At 69.2% G+C, this 17,212-nt stretch carries 14 protein-coding genes; 6 read left to right on the top strand and 8 right to left on the bottom strand.

Annotated features, from left to right (window positions below; all coding sequences use genetic code 11):
* Positions 1-41 precede the first annotated feature (41 nt).
* Positions 42-752, bottom strand: coding sequence for a transcriptional repressor LexA (gene lexA, locus B9C99_RS13440; protein ID WP_016692711.1), 711 nt, complete (start codon positions 750-752; stop codon positions 42-44).
* Positions 753-1,005: 253 nt separating this feature from the next.
* Here lexA and B9C99_RS26140 point away from each other — a divergent pair, with 253 nt between their 5' ends.
* Positions 1,006-1,611 carry a LysM peptidoglycan-binding domain-containing protein gene (locus tag B9C99_RS26140; RefSeq protein WP_232622139.1) on the top strand — a complete coding sequence of 202 codons (606 nt, stop codon included), beginning with the start codon at positions 1,006-1,008 and terminating at the stop codon, positions 1,609-1,611.
* 193 nt (positions 1,612-1,804) lie between these two features.
* A complete protein-coding gene (gene nrdR, locus B9C99_RS13430; protein WP_059381265.1) occupies positions 1,805-2,275 on the top strand; it encodes a transcriptional regulator NrdR in 471 nt (156 codons plus the stop codon).
* Positions 2,276-2,287: 12 nt separating this feature from the next.
* Here the strand turns inward: nrdR and hrpA are convergent, their stop codons facing one another.
* Positions 2,288-6,181, bottom strand: coding sequence for an ATP-dependent RNA helicase HrpA (gene hrpA / locus B9C99_RS13425; protein WP_088898250.1), 3,894 nt, complete (start codon positions 6,179-6,181; stop codon positions 2,288-2,290).
* A gap of 50 nt (positions 6,182-6,231) precedes the next feature.
* Positions 6,232-7,197 carry a TIGR03621 family F420-dependent LLM class oxidoreductase gene (locus B9C99_RS13420; protein WP_088898210.1) on the bottom strand — a complete coding sequence of 322 codons (966 nt, stop codon included), beginning with the start codon at positions 7,195-7,197 and terminating at the stop codon, positions 6,232-6,234.
* A gap of 125 nt (positions 7,198-7,322) precedes the next feature.
* On the opposite strand from B9C99_RS13420, the gene B9C99_RS13415 reads away from it, so the two are divergent.
* Positions 7,323-8,516, top strand: a complete 1,194-nt coding sequence (locus B9C99_RS13415; protein WP_088898249.1) for an aminotransferase class III-fold pyridoxal phosphate-dependent enzyme — start codon at positions 7,323-7,325, stop codon at positions 8,514-8,516.
* Here the strand turns inward: B9C99_RS13415 and B9C99_RS13410 are convergent.
* Positions 8,476-8,742 (bottom strand): hypothetical protein, encoded by a 267-nt coding sequence (locus tag B9C99_RS13410; RefSeq protein WP_088898209.1) that lies wholly within the window; start codon positions 8,740-8,742, stop codon positions 8,476-8,478. The two genes, B9C99_RS13415 and B9C99_RS13410, sit on opposite strands and share 41 nt — an antisense overlap.
* A gap of 131 nt (positions 8,743-8,873) precedes the next feature.
* Between B9C99_RS13410 and B9C99_RS13405 the strand changes: the two genes are divergently transcribed.
* Together B9C99_RS13405 and B9C99_RS13400 are read left to right on the top strand one after the other, a co-directional pair.
* Positions 8,874-9,584 carry a hypothetical protein gene (locus B9C99_RS13405; RefSeq protein ID WP_088898208.1) on the top strand — a complete coding sequence of 237 codons (711 nt, stop codon included), beginning with the start codon at positions 8,874-8,876 and terminating at the stop codon, positions 9,582-9,584.
* Positions 9,585-9,652: 68 nt separating this feature from the next.
* Complete coding sequence (locus B9C99_RS13400; RefSeq protein WP_088898207.1) at positions 9,653-10,585, top strand: hydrogen peroxide-inducible genes activator; 933 nt, start codon at positions 9,653-9,655, stop codon at positions 10,583-10,585.
* 36 nt (positions 10,586-10,621) lie between these two features.
* Here B9C99_RS13400 and B9C99_RS13395 read toward each other — a convergent pair whose 3' ends face one another.
* The 4 genes from B9C99_RS13395 to B9C99_RS13380 form a co-directional block, all read right to left on the bottom strand.
* A complete protein-coding gene (locus B9C99_RS13395; RefSeq protein WP_088898206.1) occupies positions 10,622-11,389 on the bottom strand; it encodes a LysR family substrate-binding domain-containing protein in 768 nt (255 codons plus the stop codon).
* Between the two features lie 41 nt (positions 11,390-11,430).
* Complete coding sequence (locus B9C99_RS13390) at positions 11,431-13,935, bottom strand: RNA helicase (RefSeq protein WP_016692721.1); 2,505 nt, start codon at positions 13,933-13,935, stop codon at positions 11,431-11,433.
* Between the two features lie 90 nt (positions 13,936-14,025).
* A complete protein-coding gene (locus B9C99_RS13385; RefSeq protein WP_006551325.1) occupies positions 14,026-15,063 on the bottom strand; it encodes an alpha/beta hydrolase in 1,038 nt (345 codons plus the stop codon).
* A 174-nt stretch (positions 15,064-15,237) separates the two neighbouring features.
* Entirely contained in the window at positions 15,238-16,260 is a 1,023-nt protein-coding gene (locus B9C99_RS13380) for a proteasome assembly chaperone family protein (RefSeq protein WP_088898205.1), read from the bottom strand.
* Positions 16,261-16,479: 219 nt separating this feature from the next.
* On the opposite strand from B9C99_RS13380, the gene B9C99_RS13375 reads away from it, so the two are divergent.
* The gene (locus tag B9C99_RS13375; RefSeq protein ID WP_172414950.1) at positions 16,480-17,154 is read left to right on the top strand and encodes a sensor domain-containing protein; all 675 of its coding nucleotides are present in this window, start codon (positions 16,480-16,482) and stop codon (positions 17,152-17,154) included.
* Positions 17,155-17,212: the final 58 nt, after the last annotated feature.

Raw genomic sequence — 17,212 nt, 5'->3', positions numbered from 1 at the left:
GAGCCACCCCGGCCTCCTTCGTCTCCGGGTGCACCCGGGAATCAGATCTTGCGGACGACCGTGACGACCTTGCCGAGAATGACCGCGTCGTTGCCCGGGATCGGTTCGAACATCGGGTTGTGCGGCATGAGCCAGACGTCGCCATCGACCCGCTTGAACGTCTTGACGGTGGCCTCGCCGTCCAGCATCGCGGCGACGATGTCGCCGTTGTCGGCGACGTTCTGCTGCCGGACGACTACCCAGTCGCCGTCGCAGATGGCCGCATCGATCATCGACTGGCCGACGACCTTGAGCAGGAACAGCGAGCCCTGACCGACGAGTTCGCGCGGCAGCGGGAAGACGTCCTCGACCGATTCCTCGGCCAGGATCGGGCCACCGGCCGCGATCCGGCCGACGACGGGAACCATTGCCGCCGAAGGAATGTCGTCGGTCGACGAGCCGGCGACCACCTCAGGGGAGGACTCGGGTGCGGGGGTGGGCTCGAGACCGCGGACGTCCACGGCACGCGGACGGTTCGGATCGCGGCGCAGGAAGCCCTTCCGTTCGAGGGTGCGCAGCTGGTGCGCGACGGAGGACGTGGAGTTGAGCCCGACGGCGTCGCCGATCTCACGGATGCTCGGTGGGTACCCCCGTTCGCTGACGGAATCGCGGATGACCTCGAGCACACGACGCTGACGCTCGGTGAGGCTCGCGGTGGGATCGTCGGTCGTGGGTCCGCCCCGGCGGGCTGTGGATGTTCCGTCCGCCTTCATCGTGACCTCCGTGCGGCGAGTGTCGGATGGGTTGCAAGTTGCCTTTCGAATCTATCGAGATCCCGCGCGTATATCAAACAGATGTTCGAGATTCACCCTCCGAGGAGCTGTCGTGGGGGTGCGACTCGTGGTAGAACATTCGAACAGACTTTCGTTCGAACACATGAGCGACTGATCGAACGAGGTCGTGAGACCACACACAGCGACACGGACGGGGTCGGAAGACCACGCACAGCGACACGGAGGATTTCCGATGAGCAGAGCGGTTCGGATCGACACGGCGGTTCCGGTGGGTACGGCGCGACAGGGCGCTGTGGCCCGAACCGGTGCCTCAGTCCGGACGAGCACGGCAGGACGGACCGTCACGGGCCCGCCCGGAGCAGGTGCACCCGGGGCGGCGGCGTATCGCATCCGGCCGATCGCGACGTCGACGCTGCATCATCGCACCCGTGTCCCGGCGCGGACGAGACCGCGCGTCGCCGCGCCCACGCGCGAATATGTCGCCGTACCCTCGCGCGAACCCCTGCACCGTCGCTCGGAGATCACGCCGCGCAGTCGCCGGCCTGCGGAGGGGACGAGTTGGCGGCAGATGGCCGCGACGGTGCTCCTCACCGCGCTCGCGACGACGATGCTCCTCGTGCTCGCCCACGTGCGTACCGATGAGGTGATCTCGCAGGGCGCCGGCACCACGGTCACGGTCGTACGCGAGGGGGAGAGCCTGGAGGCGTTGGCCGCTCGCGTGTGGCCCGATGCTCCGGTCGACGTCACGGCGGCGAGGATCGCCGACCTCAACTCGCTCGACGGTACGGCCGTGCAGGCCGGAAGCCGTCTCCTCGTGCCGGATTCCTCCCGGGGATGAGGGTGTCGTGGCCCTGCCCGACCCGCGATCCGCGCCCGAACCGGACAGGCGGGTATTGTCTAACACTGTCAGTCACACCACTCCGTGTGGTTGCGGCGGTGTCGGCCCACTCGCGGGTGGAGACGGTTCCGGTCGGGAGACATTGCTTCGGCGCCGACGTCGCGACCCGCACGGGCACGACGAAGGAACCGACATGTACTGCCCGTATTGCCGCCACCCCGATTCCCGGGTGGTCGATTCGCGCGAGGCAGACGAGGGTGCCGCGATCCGTCGTCGGCGGGCGTGTCCCGAATGCGGGCGCCGCTTCACCACAGTCGAGACGGCCGTGCTGTCCGTCGTCAAGCGCAGCGGCGTGACCGAGCCGTTCAGCCGCGAGAAGGTCGTGCGCGGCGTGGCCCGCGCCTGCCAGGGACGCGATGTCGACAACGATGCGCTCAACAAGCTCGCGCAGCAGGTCGAGGACGCGGTGCGGGCGAAGGGATCCCCCGAGGTCCCGAGCCACGAGGTGGGACTGGCGATCCTCGGGCCCCTGCGCGATCTCGACGAGGTCGCCTATCTGCGATTCGCCTCGGTCTACCGTTCCTTCAGTTCCGCAGAGGATTTCGAACGCGAGATCCAGGAACTGCGCGAGCACAAGAAGTCCCGCTCGGACGCGACCGACTGACCGTCCCGGTCGCTACCGGATCGCCTCGATCGCCTTCAGGACGCGCTTCTCCGACACCGGGACCCGCGTCCCGAGACCCTGCGCGAACAGGCTCACGCGCAATTCCTCGATCATCCAGTAGATCTCGACCACCTCGGGCGCGGCACGTCGCTCCTCCGGCAGTCGTGCGAGCAGCTTGTCGTAGGCGCCGTAGACGCGATCGAGCACATCCATTCCCGCCGCGTCGCGATGCGCACTTCCCGGCAACGCCTCCAGGCGCTGCGCGGCCGCGGTGAGGTAGCGCGGCAGGTCGGCGATCCGCCGCGATCCGAGGTCGGTGACGAAGCCGGGGAACAGCAACGACTGCAGCTGTTCGCGTACGTCGTCGGCAGCCTCGCCGTTCGACCGATCGAGGAGCACACCCACCTCGTGGGCGCGGGACAGCACGGGCACAACCGCTTTCAACAGACGGGCCACGCGCCCCGGCAGATGTGAGCGCACCGTGGCCGCGAGCGCCTCGAACTCCTCGGGTGTGCGCACGGGAGTTCCGTGCGCGGCGATGAGTTCGTCCACCGCGCAGGCACGGCAGTCCTCGATCAGCGCTTCGAACGATCCGTCCGGGTTCCGCCCGAGCGCGAGTCGCTCCATGTTGGTCAGTCCCGAGGTCACGGCCTTCGCCTTCGTCGGTGCCGACGACAGAAGCAGGGCACGCAACCCCTGACGCGTCGCGTTCTGCTGGGCCTGCGGTGTGCTGAGCACGCGCACCGCGACGCCGTCCTTCTCCGCAACCAGGGCGGGATAACCGGTGACCTTCCGGCCGCCGACCTCACGGGTGACGGTGTCCGGCAGGTTCCCGAGGGTCTCGGCCGTCCACACCACCGCCGCGGGACGTTCGGTGCCCGCAGCGGCGCGCGAGACCTCCGCTTCGACCAGCGGAGCCAGCTTCTTCCGCAGCGCCACCAGACTCTTGCTGCGGCCCAGCACGGTGCCGCGTTCGTCGACCGCCGCGAAGGTCATCCGCAGATGGTCGGGCAACGCACCGGTATCGAAGTCCGAGGGCTCGATCGTGCACCGGCCGAGCCGGGACAGCTCGCGGGCCATCGCGTTGACGAGCGGTTCGGAGCGCGGCGTCACCGACGCGAGGGCGGCCGCCGCGAAATCGGGAGCCGGGACGACCTGCCTCCGAAGGTGTTTCGGCAGGGTCTTGATGAGGGCCGTCACCAGCTCGGTCCGCATCCCGGGTACGAGCCAGTCGAAACCGACGGACTTGAGGTTCGCGAGCAGCGCGACGGGGACGCGGGCGGTGACGCCGTCCTCCTCCGTGCCCGGCTCGAACTGATAGGTGAGGGGGAACTGGATCTCGCCCTGACGCCACGCATCCGGGTAGTCGCCCTCGAGCACCGACGCGGCGTCCTGGTTCACCACGGTGTCCGGCGTGAACGTCAGCAGGTCGGGTTGCTGCTTCCGGGTCTTCTTCCACCACGTGTCGAAGTGCCGGGCCGAGATCGCCTCCGGGCCCACCCGCTGGTCGTAGAAGTCGAACAGGGTCTCGTCGTCGACGACGATGTCGCGCCGGCGCGCACGGTGTTCGAGTTCCTCGACGTCCTCGAGCAGCGCCCGGTTGTCGTGGAAGAACTTGTGCTGCGTGCGCCATTCGCCCTGCACGAGGGCATGGCGGATGAACAGCTCTCGCGAGACCTCCGGATCGATCCGTCCGTACGGCACGGGACGCTGGGCGATCAACGGGATGCCGTAGAGCGTGACGCGTTCGTAGGCCATCGCCGACTCTCGGCGCGTCGACCAGTGCGGCTCCGAGTAGGTGCGCTTGACCAGGTGCGGAGCGAGCTTCTCGACCCACTCGGGTTCGATGCGCGCGGCCGTCCGCGCCCACAGCCGTGAGGTCTCCACGAGTTCGGCCGCCATGACCCAGCGCGGAGGCTTCTTGAACAACGACGATCCGGGGAAGACCGCGAACCGTGCGCCGCGGGCACCGAGGAAATCGCGCTTGTCGCCCTCGCGAAGACCGATGTGCGACAGCAGGCCTGCGAGCAGCGACTTGTGGACGTCGTCGGGATTCACGTCGCGGTGGTGCGTCTGCCAGCCCATGTCGACCGTGATCTGACGGAGCTGCCCCTGCAGGTCCTGCCACTCACGGATCCGCAACCAGTGCAGGAACTCGTCGCGGCACAACCTGCGGAACCTGCTCGACGACAGTTCCCGCCGTTGCTCCTTCAGGTAGTCCCACAGCCGCAGGAAGGCCAGGAAGTCCGAGCCCTCGACGGCGAACCGGGCGTGCTTCTCGTCGGCGGCCTGCTGGAACTCGGTCGGGCGTTCGCGCACGTCCTGGATCGACAGGGCCGCGACGATGATGAGCACCTCGCGCAGGCATCCGTTGCGGTGGCCCTCGACGATCATCCGGGCCATGCGCGGATCGACAGGCAACCGGGCGATGTCGCGGCCCGTCGCGGTCAGGCGCGGCGTCTCGCCCTTCTTCGCCGGTTCGAGCGCGCCGAGTTCCTCGAGCAGAGCGATGCCGTCGCGGATCGCGCGGGGATCCGGTGCCTCCACGAACGGGAAGGCCTCGATGTCGCCGAGACCGAGCGCCGTCATCTGCAGCACCACCGACGCGAGGTTGGTGCGCAGGATCTCGGGTTCGGTGAACTCCGGCCGGCCGTCGAAGTCGTCCTCGGAGTACAGGCGGATGCAGATGCCGTCGGCCACACGACCACAGCGTCCGGCGCGCTGACGCGCCGAGGCCTGCGAGATCGGCTCGATCGGCAGTCGCTGCACCTTCGTGCGCACCGAGTACCGCGAGATACGGGCGGTGCCGGGGTCGACGACGTAGCGGATACCGGGAACCGTCAGGGACGTCTCGGCGACGTTGGTGGACAACACGACCCGGCGTCCTGTGTGCGGTGCGAAGACGCGGTGCTGTTCGGCCGCCGACAGGCGTCCGTAGAGCGGGAGGATCTCGGTGTTGCGGAGCTTGCGGTCGCGCAGTGCGTCGGCGGTGTCGCGGATCTCGCGTTCGCCGGAGAGGAAGACCAGGATGTCGCCGTCGCCCTCGCGCTGGAGTTCCTCGACGGCCTCGCACACCGCGTCGACGGGGTCGCGGTCGACGAGCGTGTCGCCCACCTCGACGGTCAGCGGCCGGTAACGCACCTCGACGGGATAGGTGCGGCCGGAGACCTCGACGATGGGGGCGGGCGTGCCGTTCGCGTCGGCGAAGTGGCGCGCGAAACGTTCGGGGTCGATCGTCGCCGAGGTGATGATCACCTTCAGGTCGGGACGACGCGGAAGCAGCTGCGCGAGGTAGCCGAGCAGGAAGTCGATGTTGAGGCTGCGTTCGTGCGCCTCGTCGATGATGAGCGTGTCGTACCGGCGCAGCAGCCGGTCGCGCTGGATCTCGGCGAGGAGGATGCCGTCGGTCATCAGCTTGACGAGTGTCGACTCGGTGACCTGATCGTTGAACCGCACCGTGTATCCGACGGCGTCGCCGAGCTCGGTGTCCAGTTCGTCCGCGAGTCGCTCGGCGACGGCGCGCGCGGCGATACGGCGCGGCTGGGTGTGGCCGATCAGGCCGCGAACTCCACGCCCGAGTTCGAGACAGATCTTCGGGATCTGCGTCGTCTTGCCCGAACCGGTCTCACCGGCGACCACCACGACCTGGTGGTCGCGGATCGCGGCGGCGATGTCGTCCTTGCGCTGCGAGACCGGCAGATCCTCGGGATAGCGGATCTGCGGGACCGACGACGCGCGGGACGCGAGCCGGGTGCGGGCGTTCTCGATCTCGGCGGCGACTTCGGTCAGCGCCTCGCCGCCCCGCGCCCGGTCGAGCCTGCGACGGAGGCGGTTCTCGTCGCGGAGGGAGACCTCGGACAGGGCAGCGCGCAGTTCGCGACGATTCGGGGCGGGGGAGATGGACATGCTGATCACACAGCCTAGCGAAACGGCCCGGTCGGGGCCGGTCGGGGAGGTCAGGCTTCCGGTGGTCGGCCCGCCAGGGCACGCACCCGGCCGATCACCGCGCCGAAGATCTCCCGGTACGGGGCGTGGACCGTGAAGTGGGTGAACCCGTAGCGCTCCCGGCTGCGCAGGATCTGCCCGGCCATCTCGTCCACCGTGCCGATCAGCACGAACGGCGAGTCGAGCAGGTCGTCGGCGCCGACGGTGTGCTCGAACCGCTCGGCGAGCGCGGCGGCGGTGCCCGCCCGGTCGTCGGTCTCGACGACCGCCTGGAGCAGGGTGTGCCACTCGATGTCCTCGACCCGGTCGCTGGCCCGCGCCCGCGCGAACGCGACCCGGTCGTCGGCCTCGGTCGCGGTGGCGATGCGGAACGTCCCCGGTGGCCTCCCCGGCAGCTGGACGGCACCCGCGACACTCACGATGTCGGCGTGGGCGGCGGCGACGGAAAGGATCCGGTCGCCGGTGCCTCCGACGATCAGGGGCGGGCCGTAGCCGCCGAATCCGCGCCGCTGTACCGGACGGAGCACGGGCAGATCGAACGCTTCGCGCAGCGCCGCCTGCTCGTCGAAACCGGACCCGGTGAACGATCGCTGCAGTTCCTGCACGGTGGATTCGAGACGCTCGGCGCGCTCGTCGAAGCGCTCCCACTCGATCCCGGCCGCCTCGAACTCCCATCTCATGTGGCCTGCGCCGAGGCCGACCTCGAGCCGGCCACCGGTGAGCAGATCGGTGGTCGCGATCTCGCGGGCGAGCAGTGCCGGATTCCAGAAACCGGCGTTGAGCACCATTGTGCCGACCCGCAGACGCTCGGTGGCGCCGGCGGCGGCGACCAGGACGGGGAACGGCGCGGGGACACCGAGATGGTCGGCCGCGTACATCGCATCGAAGCCGGCGTCCTCCACGGCGCGGCACCAGCGAACGAACTTGTCGGGGGACCCGACCTCGAAGATGTTGACGGAGAAGCGGAACTCGGTCATGGCACCCAGGGTGGCGGGTTCGGGCCTCCGGCACCAGAGTCGTTTCCTCCGCATACGATGACGGGTGTCGTGATCGTCGTGGACGGGAGTTGGTCGTGGGTGCGTTGTGGCACGGATTCGCCGATATGGGCGCGATCGAACGGGACGGAGCATTCGTCGTGTCGCGTGGGGAAGGCGCGTACATCTGGGACGACGCCGGCAACCGCTACCTCGATGCCACCGCCGGACTGTGGTTCACCAATGTCGGTCACGGCCGTACCGAGATCGGCGACGCGATCGCAGCGCAGGTCGCCAAGCTCGCCCACTACTCGAACTTCGGCGATCTGACCTCCGAACCCACCGTCGAACTCGCCGAGCGTCTCGCGGGGATCGCCCCCGTTCCGGGCAGCAAGATCTTCTTCACCTCCGGTGGATCCGACTCCGTCGACTCGGCGGCCAAGCTCGCGCGGCGGTACTGGCAGGAGGTCGGGAAGCCCGGCAAGCGGCTGCTGGTCTCGCGCGAGAAGGCGTACCACGGCATGCACGTCGGTGGCACCTCGCTCGCCGGTATCCCCGTCAACGGTGAGGGCTACGGCCGCCTGTGGGAGGACACCGCGCGGGTTGCGTGGGACGACGCCAAGGCGCTGCTCGAACTCGTCGATTCGGTCGGTGCCGACTCCATCGCGGCCTTCTTCTGCGAACCCGTCATCGGTGCGGGCGGGGTGTACCTGCCGCCGGACGGCTATCTCGCCGAGATCCGCGACATCTGCCGCGAGCACGACATCCTGTTCGTCGTCGACGAGGTGGTCACCGGCTTCGGTCGTATCGGCGGTTCGTGGTTCGCGTCGTCGCGATTCGACCTGGATCCCCACATGGTCACCACCGCCAAGGGACTCACCTCCGGCTACCTGCCGATGGGCGCCCTGTTCGTCGCTCCGCGGGTCGCCGAACCGTTCTTCGCCGGCGGCGTGTGGTGGCGCCACGGATACACCTACGGCGGGCATGCTGCAGCCGCAGCGGCCGCGCTCGCCAACCTCGACATCATCGAGCGTGAGAATCTGCTCGCCGAGGCGGCGCGGATCGAGCGGACGCTGCACGAGAAGCTCGCTCCGCTGGCGGACCACCCGCGGGTGGCGGAGGTGCGCAGCGGCCTCGGTGCGGTGGCGGCCGTGCAGCTCGCCGATCCGTCCGAGGCGCTCGGTTTCGTGAAGACCCTGCGGCAGCACGGGATCTCGGGACGCGCGGCCGGTCAGGGCGCGATGCAGATCTCCCCGTCGTTCGTGATGACCGACGAGCAGATCACCGATCTCGCCGACGGAATCGCCGCAGCACTCGGCTGATCCGTTCCTTCGGCCCGACCGGTACCTCGGCGAGGGGGAGTTCGGCGCTGCCGTCGCGTGCGGCGAGCGAACGCGCATAGCGTTCGTGCAGTACCGACCGCACCTCGTCGGGGCTGTAGTTCCGTCGTTGTCGCTCGTTGCGGGCGGCGACGGCACCGGTCGCCGCGACTCCCACGATCCCGGCGAGTCCGACGAGCTTCCACCACTTGCCACCGCGTAGTGCCATGCGGACGACCCTAGCGGCCCTCGGGGCCGTGCGGACGACCCCAGCGGCCTTCGGGGCCGTGCGGACGACCCCAGCGGCTCTCGGGCCGTGCGGACGACCCCAGCGGCCGTCGGGCATGGCAGGCTGACGGCATGGACACTTCGTCGGCAGATCGGTCCGCCGGTGCGCGTTCGCGTCTCACCCTCGACGAGGCCGTGGCGACGACCCGCACGGGGGACCTGTGGATCTTCCGCGGCGCCACCCCGGCCGACCGGGCGATCCAGACGCTGACCAACGCGCCGGTGAACCACGTGGGGATGACGGTCGCGCTCGAGGACCTGCCGCCGCTGATGTGGCACGCCGAGCTCGGACGCAGCCTCCCGGACATGTGGACGGGGCGGCACCAGCGCGGCGTGCAGCTGCACGACCTTCATAGTGCGGTGCAGGTGTGGGCCGCTCGTTACGGACAGCGCGGCTGGTTGCGGCAGATCTCGGTGGCGGTCACCCCGGATCAGGAGGACCAGCTGCTGCGCACGATCGCGCGGCTCGACGGCACACCGTTCCCGTCGACGACGAAACTCACGGGGCGATGGTTCGCGGGTCGGCTCCCACGTCGCCGCCGGGCGGCCGTCCCGTCGGGTGGGCTCGAGAGCGCCTACTGCGCCGAGGTGGTCGGTCTGACCCTGGAGGAGATGGGATTGCTGCGGCAACGGCACCGGGGGAGCAACTGGTACGACCCCGGCCGGTTCTGGAGTGGCGATCGGCTGCCGCTCGCCCCCGGTGTGGAGTTCGGTGGCGAGATCGAGGTCGTGCTCGACGAGGACGACCTCGCTGCCGGAAAGGCGGCAGGCTCGACGTCGTAGGGCCCGCGGCCGGCCCAGTCCGATAGTTGCGAAAGGTAAAGGCGATAGGTCGCTCTACACTGATAGGCGTGAGCGATCAGAGCTACCAGCCCACCCTCTCGCAGTTGCGTGCCTTCGTCGCGGTGGCCACCTACCGTCACTTCGGCACGGCAGCAGCGCGACTCGAGGTCAGCCAGCCCACGCTGTCCCAGGGCCTGGCGGCTCTCGAGAACGGCCTGGGCGTCCAGCTCATCGAGCGCAGCACCCGCCGTGTGCTCGTGACACCGGTGGGCGCACGCCTGCTTCCCTACGCGGAGGTGGTGCTCGACGCCGCCGACGGCTTCGTCGACGCGGCGGCAGGAGTGTCCGACGGGCTGTCGGGCCCGCTGCGGGTGGGCTTGATCCCCACCGTCGCGCCCTACGTCCTGCCCGAGATCCTGCCCGCCCTCGACGCAGCGATGCCGGCCCTGTCGCTGCAGGTCGTCGAGGACCAGACCGCCCGGCTCCTCGACGCACTGCGAGCCGGAACCCTCGACGTCGCCGTCCTCGCGCTGCCCGCCGACGTCTCGGGTGTGATCGAAGTTCCGCTCTACGACGAGGATTTCGTCCTCGTCCTGCCGACCGGACACGAACTCGCCGGGCGCACCGACCTCTCGGTGTCCGCACTCGACGACGCTCAACTGCTGCTGCTCGACGAGGGCCACTGCCTGCGCGACCAGACACTCGACCTGTGCCGGTCCGTCGACGCGCGCCCGGCACTCGGCGACACCCGCGCGACCTCCCTGTCCACCGTGGTGCGCTGCGTCGCAGGACGATTGGGCATCACCCTCGTCCCGGCCTCCGCGGTCGCCGTCGAAACCGCCAGGGGAGACCTCGAGGTCGCGCAGTTCGCGGACCCGGCACCCGGCCGCCGGATCGGGCTGGTGTTCCGCTCGTCGTCCCCGCGCGGAGTCGACTACCGCATCCTCGCCGAGACCATCCGCGGCTGCGTCCCGCCGACCTGCCGCCCCGTCGTCTCCTGACCACGACCCCGATCAGCGCCGACCGCGTCGTGTCGATCAGCGCTTACCGCGTCGGGGTTTTCCGGGGCGCTTCCGCGCGGACGCCCCCGACCGGCGGGACGTCTTGGGTTCCGGCGCGCGGCGCTTGGGGGTCGAGCCCTTGCGTTCGCCACGACGCGAGGTGCCGCCCGACTCGCCTTCCGGCTCGGAATCACTGCGGCGTCCACGAGAACTGTTGGCCGTCCGCCCCCGGACGATCCCGACGAACTCGTCGACGAGATCGGTCGTCCGGTCGGTGATCCACACGAGACCCACCTGGGACGCCGGCGCGTCGACGACGGGACGGTAGGTCAGGTCGCGGCGGTGGTGCAGACGGGCGAGCGATTGCGGCGTGACGAGCACACCCACCTCCGAGGCGACGTGCGAGATCGCGTCCTCGGTGGTCGCGGGCCGTTCGAAGGCCTCCTCACCGGGGAGGGCGACCCAGTCGAGCACGTCGTCGAGCGGATGCAGCACCGTCTCGTCGGCGAGGTCGGACACCGACACCTCGTCGACCGCCGCGAACACGTGCTCCTTGGGCACGACCACGACGGAGACCTCGGTGTAGAGCGGGATGACCGACAGGCCGTCCCGCTGCAGCGGTAGGCGCAGCAGCGCGATGTCGGCGACGTCCTCGCGCAGCGGATCCGCACCTGCTGTCGGTTCGACGGGGACCAGTTCGATCGGGACGTCCGGCATCCGCTCGTTCCACACCCGCACCCACTTCGCGGGGGTGACACCCGGGACGTAGGCCAAGCGGAAGGGTTGCACGGTCGGTTCGCTCACCGAGTCAGGCTACCGCTCCCGGGACCCGCCGCCTGCGACGATCAACCCTCGACGATCTCGAACTCGTCGAACACCACTTCGCCGGCGGCATCGGACTCACCGAGATTCACCTCGCCGATCAACGCCCAGCCGTGATCCCCCTGCGGGTCGTGCAGGGTCTGGCGCACCCGCCACAGTTCCGGACCCGTCTCGACGGTGAACAGCAACGGTCCGCGCGCGTCGGGACCGGTGCCGATCTCGTCGTACTCCTCGAAGTACAGCTCGAGCAGGTCCTCCCAGTCCTCGGCATCGAGACCGTCGCCGAGGGCCGCGAGTTCGTCCCAGCGCCGACGCGAGGCCAGCTCGACCCGCTTGAACATCGCGTTGCGGACCATGACCTTGAACGCACGGACGTTCGCGGACAACGGGCGAGGGGAGTCGGCGCCGAACGCGATCTGCTGCTCGTCGGATTCCGCCCCGGGATGGGTCAGCGACTCCCACTCGTCGAGCAACGACGAGTCGACCTGACGGATCAGCTCACCGAGCCACTCGATGATGTCCTCGAGGTCCTCCGTGCGCGCGGCGTCCGGCACCGTCTGCCGCAGCGCGCGGTAGGCGTCGGCGAGATAGCGCAGGACCAATCCCTCGGAGCGGGCCAGACCGTAGTGCGAGACCAGCTCGGAGAAGGTCATGCTGCGCTCGATCATGTCGCGCACCACCGACTTCGGGGACAGCGGGAACTCCGACACCCAGGGATGCCCACCCCGATACGTCTCGAAGGCCGGCTCGAGCAGCTCCACGAGCGGCTTGGGCCAGGTGATCTCCTCGAGCAGTTCCATCCGCTCGTCGTACTCGATGCCGTCGGCCTTCATCTGCGCGACGGCCTCACCGCGCGCGGCATGCTGCTGCGCCATGAGCACCTGACGCGGATCGTCGAGCGTCGACTCGATGACGGACACCACATCGAGTGCGTAGGTGGGGGAGTCGACGTCGAGCAGTTCGATCGCTGCGAGCGCGAACGGCGACAGCGGCTGGTTGAGCGCGAAGTCGCGTTGCAGGTCGACGGTGAGACGGGCCCGGCGCCCGAACTCGTCCGGCTCGTCGAGCTGCTGGACCACGCCCGCCTGCAGCAGCCCCCGGTACAGCGAGATCGCCTTGAGGATGTGCTTGCGCTGCGCCGGACGGGGTTCGTGGTTGTCCTCGAGCAGGTGCCGCATCGCGTCGAAGCAGTTGCCCGGTCGCGCAATGACGTTGAGCAGCATCGAGTTGCTCACCGAGAACCGAGACTGCAGCGGTTCGGGCGACGCCGCGATCAGCTTGTCGAAGGTGCCCTCACCCCAGGAGACGAAGCCTTCGGGTGCCTTCTTGCGCTGCACCTTCCGGCGCTTCTTCGGGTCGTCCCCGGCCTTGGCGAGGGCCCGGACGTTCTCGATCTCGTGCTCGGGGGCCTGCACGACGACCGTGCCCATCGTGTCGTATCCGGCGCGACCTGCACGACCGGCGATCTGGTGGAACTCGCGGGCCTTGAGCTGCCGGGTGCGGGTGCCGTCGAACTTGGTCAGGCCCGTGAGCAACACGGTGCGGATCGGGACGTTGATGCCGACGCCGAGCGTGTCGGTGCCGCAGATGACCTTCAGCAGCCCGTCCTGCGCGAGCTTCTCGATCAGGCGCCGGTACTTCGGCAGCATGCCCGCGTGGTGCACGCCGATACCGTGCCGGACGAGACGCGAGAGGGTCTTGCCGAAACCGGTGGAGAACCGGAAGTCGCCCAGCGCGGTGGCGATGGCCTCCTTCTCGGCCTTCGTGCACATGTTCACGCTGGTCAGGGCCTGGGCGCGCTCGAGGGCCGCGGCCTGGGTGAAGTGCACGACGTAGACGGGCGCCTGATGCGTGGTGACGAGCTCCTCGATCGCTTCCCCGATGGGCGCCTGCGAGTACGAGAAGGTCAGCGGGACCGGGCGTTCGGAGCCCGAGACCTCCACCGTCGGCCGTCCGGTGCGCCGGGTCAGATCCTTCTGCAGGAAGGTCACGTCGCCGAGCGTCGCGGACATGAGCAGGAACTGTGCGTGCGGCAACTCGATGAGCGGAACCTGCCACGCCCACCCGCGGTCGGGTTCCGAATAGAAGTGGAACTCGTCCATCACGACCTGGCCGATGTCGGAGTCCGGTCCCTCGCGCAAGGCGAGATTCGCGACGATCTCGGCGGTCGCGCAGATGATCGGTGCTCCGGCGTTGACCGACGCGTCGCCGGTCATCATGCCGACCTTGTCGGCGCCGAAAACGTCGCACAGGGCGAAGAACTTCTCGCTCACCAGCGCCTTGATCGGGGCGGTGTAGAAGGTGCGCTTCCCCGCAGCGAGCGCGAAGAAGTGCGCGCCGAGCGCCACCATCGACTTACCCGAACCGGTGGGCGTGGCGAGGACGACGTTGGAGCCGGCGACGAGCTCCATGAGCGCTTCCTCCTGCGCCGGATACAGCGAGATGCCCCGATCCGTCGTCCAGGTGGTGAACGCGTCGAACAGCGCGTCGTCGTCGACGGGGTCGGGTATCAGATCGGGAAGCAGCACTTCTCCAGGCTAGTCGGAAGGACCCGACCCACCGGAGCGGGTCGCGCGGCGCTGCAGGAGCGCAGTCGGTGGCCCTGGGTCGAGTTCAGGTCAGGTGGCGCTGCGCTCGTCCGAACCCATCGCGCCGAGCACCGCCATGCGGGTCTCCGGGCCACCGCTGATCTGCGACTCGCTCACGCCCGACACGAGGAGCCGGCGCCAGCGGTCGAGGTCGAACTCCAGGGGAGCGGTGGTCTCCAGGAAGTTCTCGACCACCCGCAGGAAGCGCAGCGGGTCGTCGCGGAACGGGAAGTGGCCGGAGCCCCGGAAGATCTCGAGACGTGAACCGGGCATGGCCGAATGCGCGAGATAGGCGTGGGCGATGGGGATGACGCTGTCGTGATCGCCCCAGATGAGCTGGACGGGAAGGTTCTCCGTCAGATAACAGCGGTCGAGCATGGTCACCACCTGACCACGCCAGTCGACCACCGCGCGCAGCGTGCGCAGATACGCTTCGTAGGCCGTGGGGTCGGGGAGGTTCCCCAGCACGCGCACCAGATCCGAGGTGTCGTGCAGCAGGGCACCGGGCCTCAGTGGCGATCCGTTGACCCGGTTCAGCATCGCGCCGGCAGCGCGCAGGACGGGCATCGCCCCGGGCAGTCGCAGGACCCGCAGCGCTTCGCTGACGATCGGCACCGAGATCAGCCGCAGGGCAAGATGGACGTCCTTGGTGACCCCGCCGGACGCGACGAGCACCAGACGCTCGACCATGTGCGGGAACTGGTAGGCGAACTGCATCGCCACCCCGCCGCCGAGCGAATGGCCGATCACCGTGACCGATTCGATCCCGAGGACCGACAGCAGGTCGCGCATACCGTTCGCGTAGGCGGCCACCGAGTAGTCGGCCCGCGGCTTGTCGGATCGACCGTGCCCGAGCAGGTCGGGGGCGATCACGGTGTACTTCTCCGCCAGGTGCGGGATCACGTCCTGCCAGGTCGACGAGTCGTCACCGATTCCGTGTACGAGCAGCAGTGCGGGACCGCTTCCGGCCAGGCGGAACGCGCGTCGGTAACCGTGGATCGTGCGGAACACGATGCGGGGTTCGTTGTCCGGAACCGGGCGGAGCGTCCGGGCGCGCGGTGGAACCATGAGCGTCTCCTGCGACGTCGGTGATCGCGTGGTGGTAGTCAGGCTGCCCGACCCGTGGCCGAGAACCGGACACGACTACCACTGTGGCATGTCGCCGAAGCGTACATGTCTGTATGTGACGTCGACAACGACGATTGTGATGATCATGAAACATCCGGCGAACCCGCCGTGGTGTCAACGCGAAGCGGAATCGTCCCCGTCGTCCGGGTCGAACTCGCCGAATCCGCCGTCGCCGGTTCTTCCGTCGTCCGGACCGGGGAGATCGCCGCCGGGACCGGCGCCGCGCCGGTCGTATTCGGCGAGGAACCGCTCGAACTCCGCCCCGATCTCCTCACCCGTCGGCAGACTCTCGTCGGTCGGCAGGGGAGAGGTCTGCTGTTCCTGGGCGGCGACGTAGCTGTCGTATTGCCGCTCGAGCGCGTGCACGACGCCGAGGACCTCGGCATTGTCCTCGATGTGCTCGTCGATCTGCTCCCGCACCCGCGCCGCGGCCTCACCGAGCGCCTGCAGAGACAGCTCGAGGCCGCCGACCTCTGCGACGTTCGTCAGCAGCGTCTCGGCGGCCGCCGGATAGTCGGTCTGGGCGAGATAGTGCGGCACGTGCACGGAGAAGCCTACGGACTCGTGCCCGTGCTGGCCCATGCGGTATTCGAGCAGCGACGACACTCCCGCGGGCACCTGGAGCTCGCCCGACCAACGGTGGTGCCCCGCGATGAGGTCCTTGTTCGTCGAGTGCGCGGTGACCGCCAACGGCCGGGTGTGCGGGATCGCCATGGGGATCGCGTTGAGTCCGATGGTCCGCCGCACCCCGAACTGCTCGGCGAGCAACCGCACCGCGGTGATGAAACGCTCCCACTTCAGATCCGGCTCAGCACCCGCGAGCAGTAGGAACGGGGTGCCGGCCTCATCGATGAGCGCGTACAGGTTCAGTTCGGGCTCGGCGTAGTCCGAGAAGTGGTCGGCCTTGAACGTCATGAGCGGCCGACGCGACCGGTAGTCGATCAGTTCGTCGACGGCGAACGACGCGACGAGTTCGGTCTCCAAGTTCTCGCGCAGGTGCGTGGTCGCCAGGCGCACCGCGTGTCCCGCGTCGGCGAACCCTTCGAGACCGTGCACGAGGACGGGCCCCTCACCGTCCGGGGAGGTGAGCTGCGGAGCCGGGAATTCCAGCTCGTACATGCGGGACTGCTCGTCCATCTGCGAACCACTCCGATCACACTCAGTCTCGGCATCTCCGCCGGGGTCACCCGACGTGGCATGGTGGTGTTCGAGTCTAATTGACGCCACGACGACCGATTCCGGGGCGCACACCCTGCCCGACGTCGACGACCGAGGGAGGTTCGGATGACCCGACGCGATACTCGTCCGAGGCGCCGCGCATCGGCCGGCCGGAGCGTGGTGGCGGCCGCGTGCCTGATGCTCGCATCCGCCTGCTCCCAGACCGTCTCCGGCGACCCCCGGCCCGAACCGGCAGCCCTGACAGGAACCGCGTCCGCGCCTGCGCCTGCGCCCGCGATCGTCCGGGCACCGGGCGAACTGGTGCTTCCCCCCGAACGGTTTCCCGAACCGTACGTCGCGGTGGTCCTCCCACCGGAGGCGGTGGCGCAGGCGGCGCCCGACCTGACCGGGATCCAGCCCGGCTCGAGGGTCGATCCGGGCGGATGTCTGCCGCCCGCGCAGGATTACGGCCCCGAGAGCACCGCCATGGTGGTCGGTACCGACAACGCCAGTCGCGCGACGATCAGCGTCGAGGTCACCCGGCCTGCTCCGGACCTCGCCGAGTACCGCACCTATCTGACGGAATGCTCGCAGGTGGACGCCACCGTGCGGGGCATCACCTCGACCGTCTCGACCGTCCTGGGCGACGATCCCGCTGCGCCCCTCGACGGAGCCGGGACGCTGGCCCTGACCCGCACGGTCGACTCCGGTCGGGGATCGGGCGGCATGACCCAGTCGATGGCCACGCGGATCGCGCAGATCGAGGACGTGCGTGTGACGGTCACGTACATGTCCTTCGATGCGGCGGCGCCCGACACCGACAATCTCGACCGCGTGTTCCGGGAGGCCGTCGACTTCGCCGCCCGTCCCTGACGGGGGCCGGGCGCGCACCCTAACAGCGCCTGCCGACGGGATCGCCCGTCCGGCATCC

The sequence above is a fragment of the Rhodococcus sp. BUPNP1 genome, assembly GCF_002215235.1.
GTDB lineage: Bacteria > Actinomycetota > Actinomycetes > Mycobacteriales > Mycobacteriaceae > Rhodococcus.
Note: the sequence above shows the minus strand (reverse complement) of the source record. Positions and strands in the feature narration are given on the sequence as shown.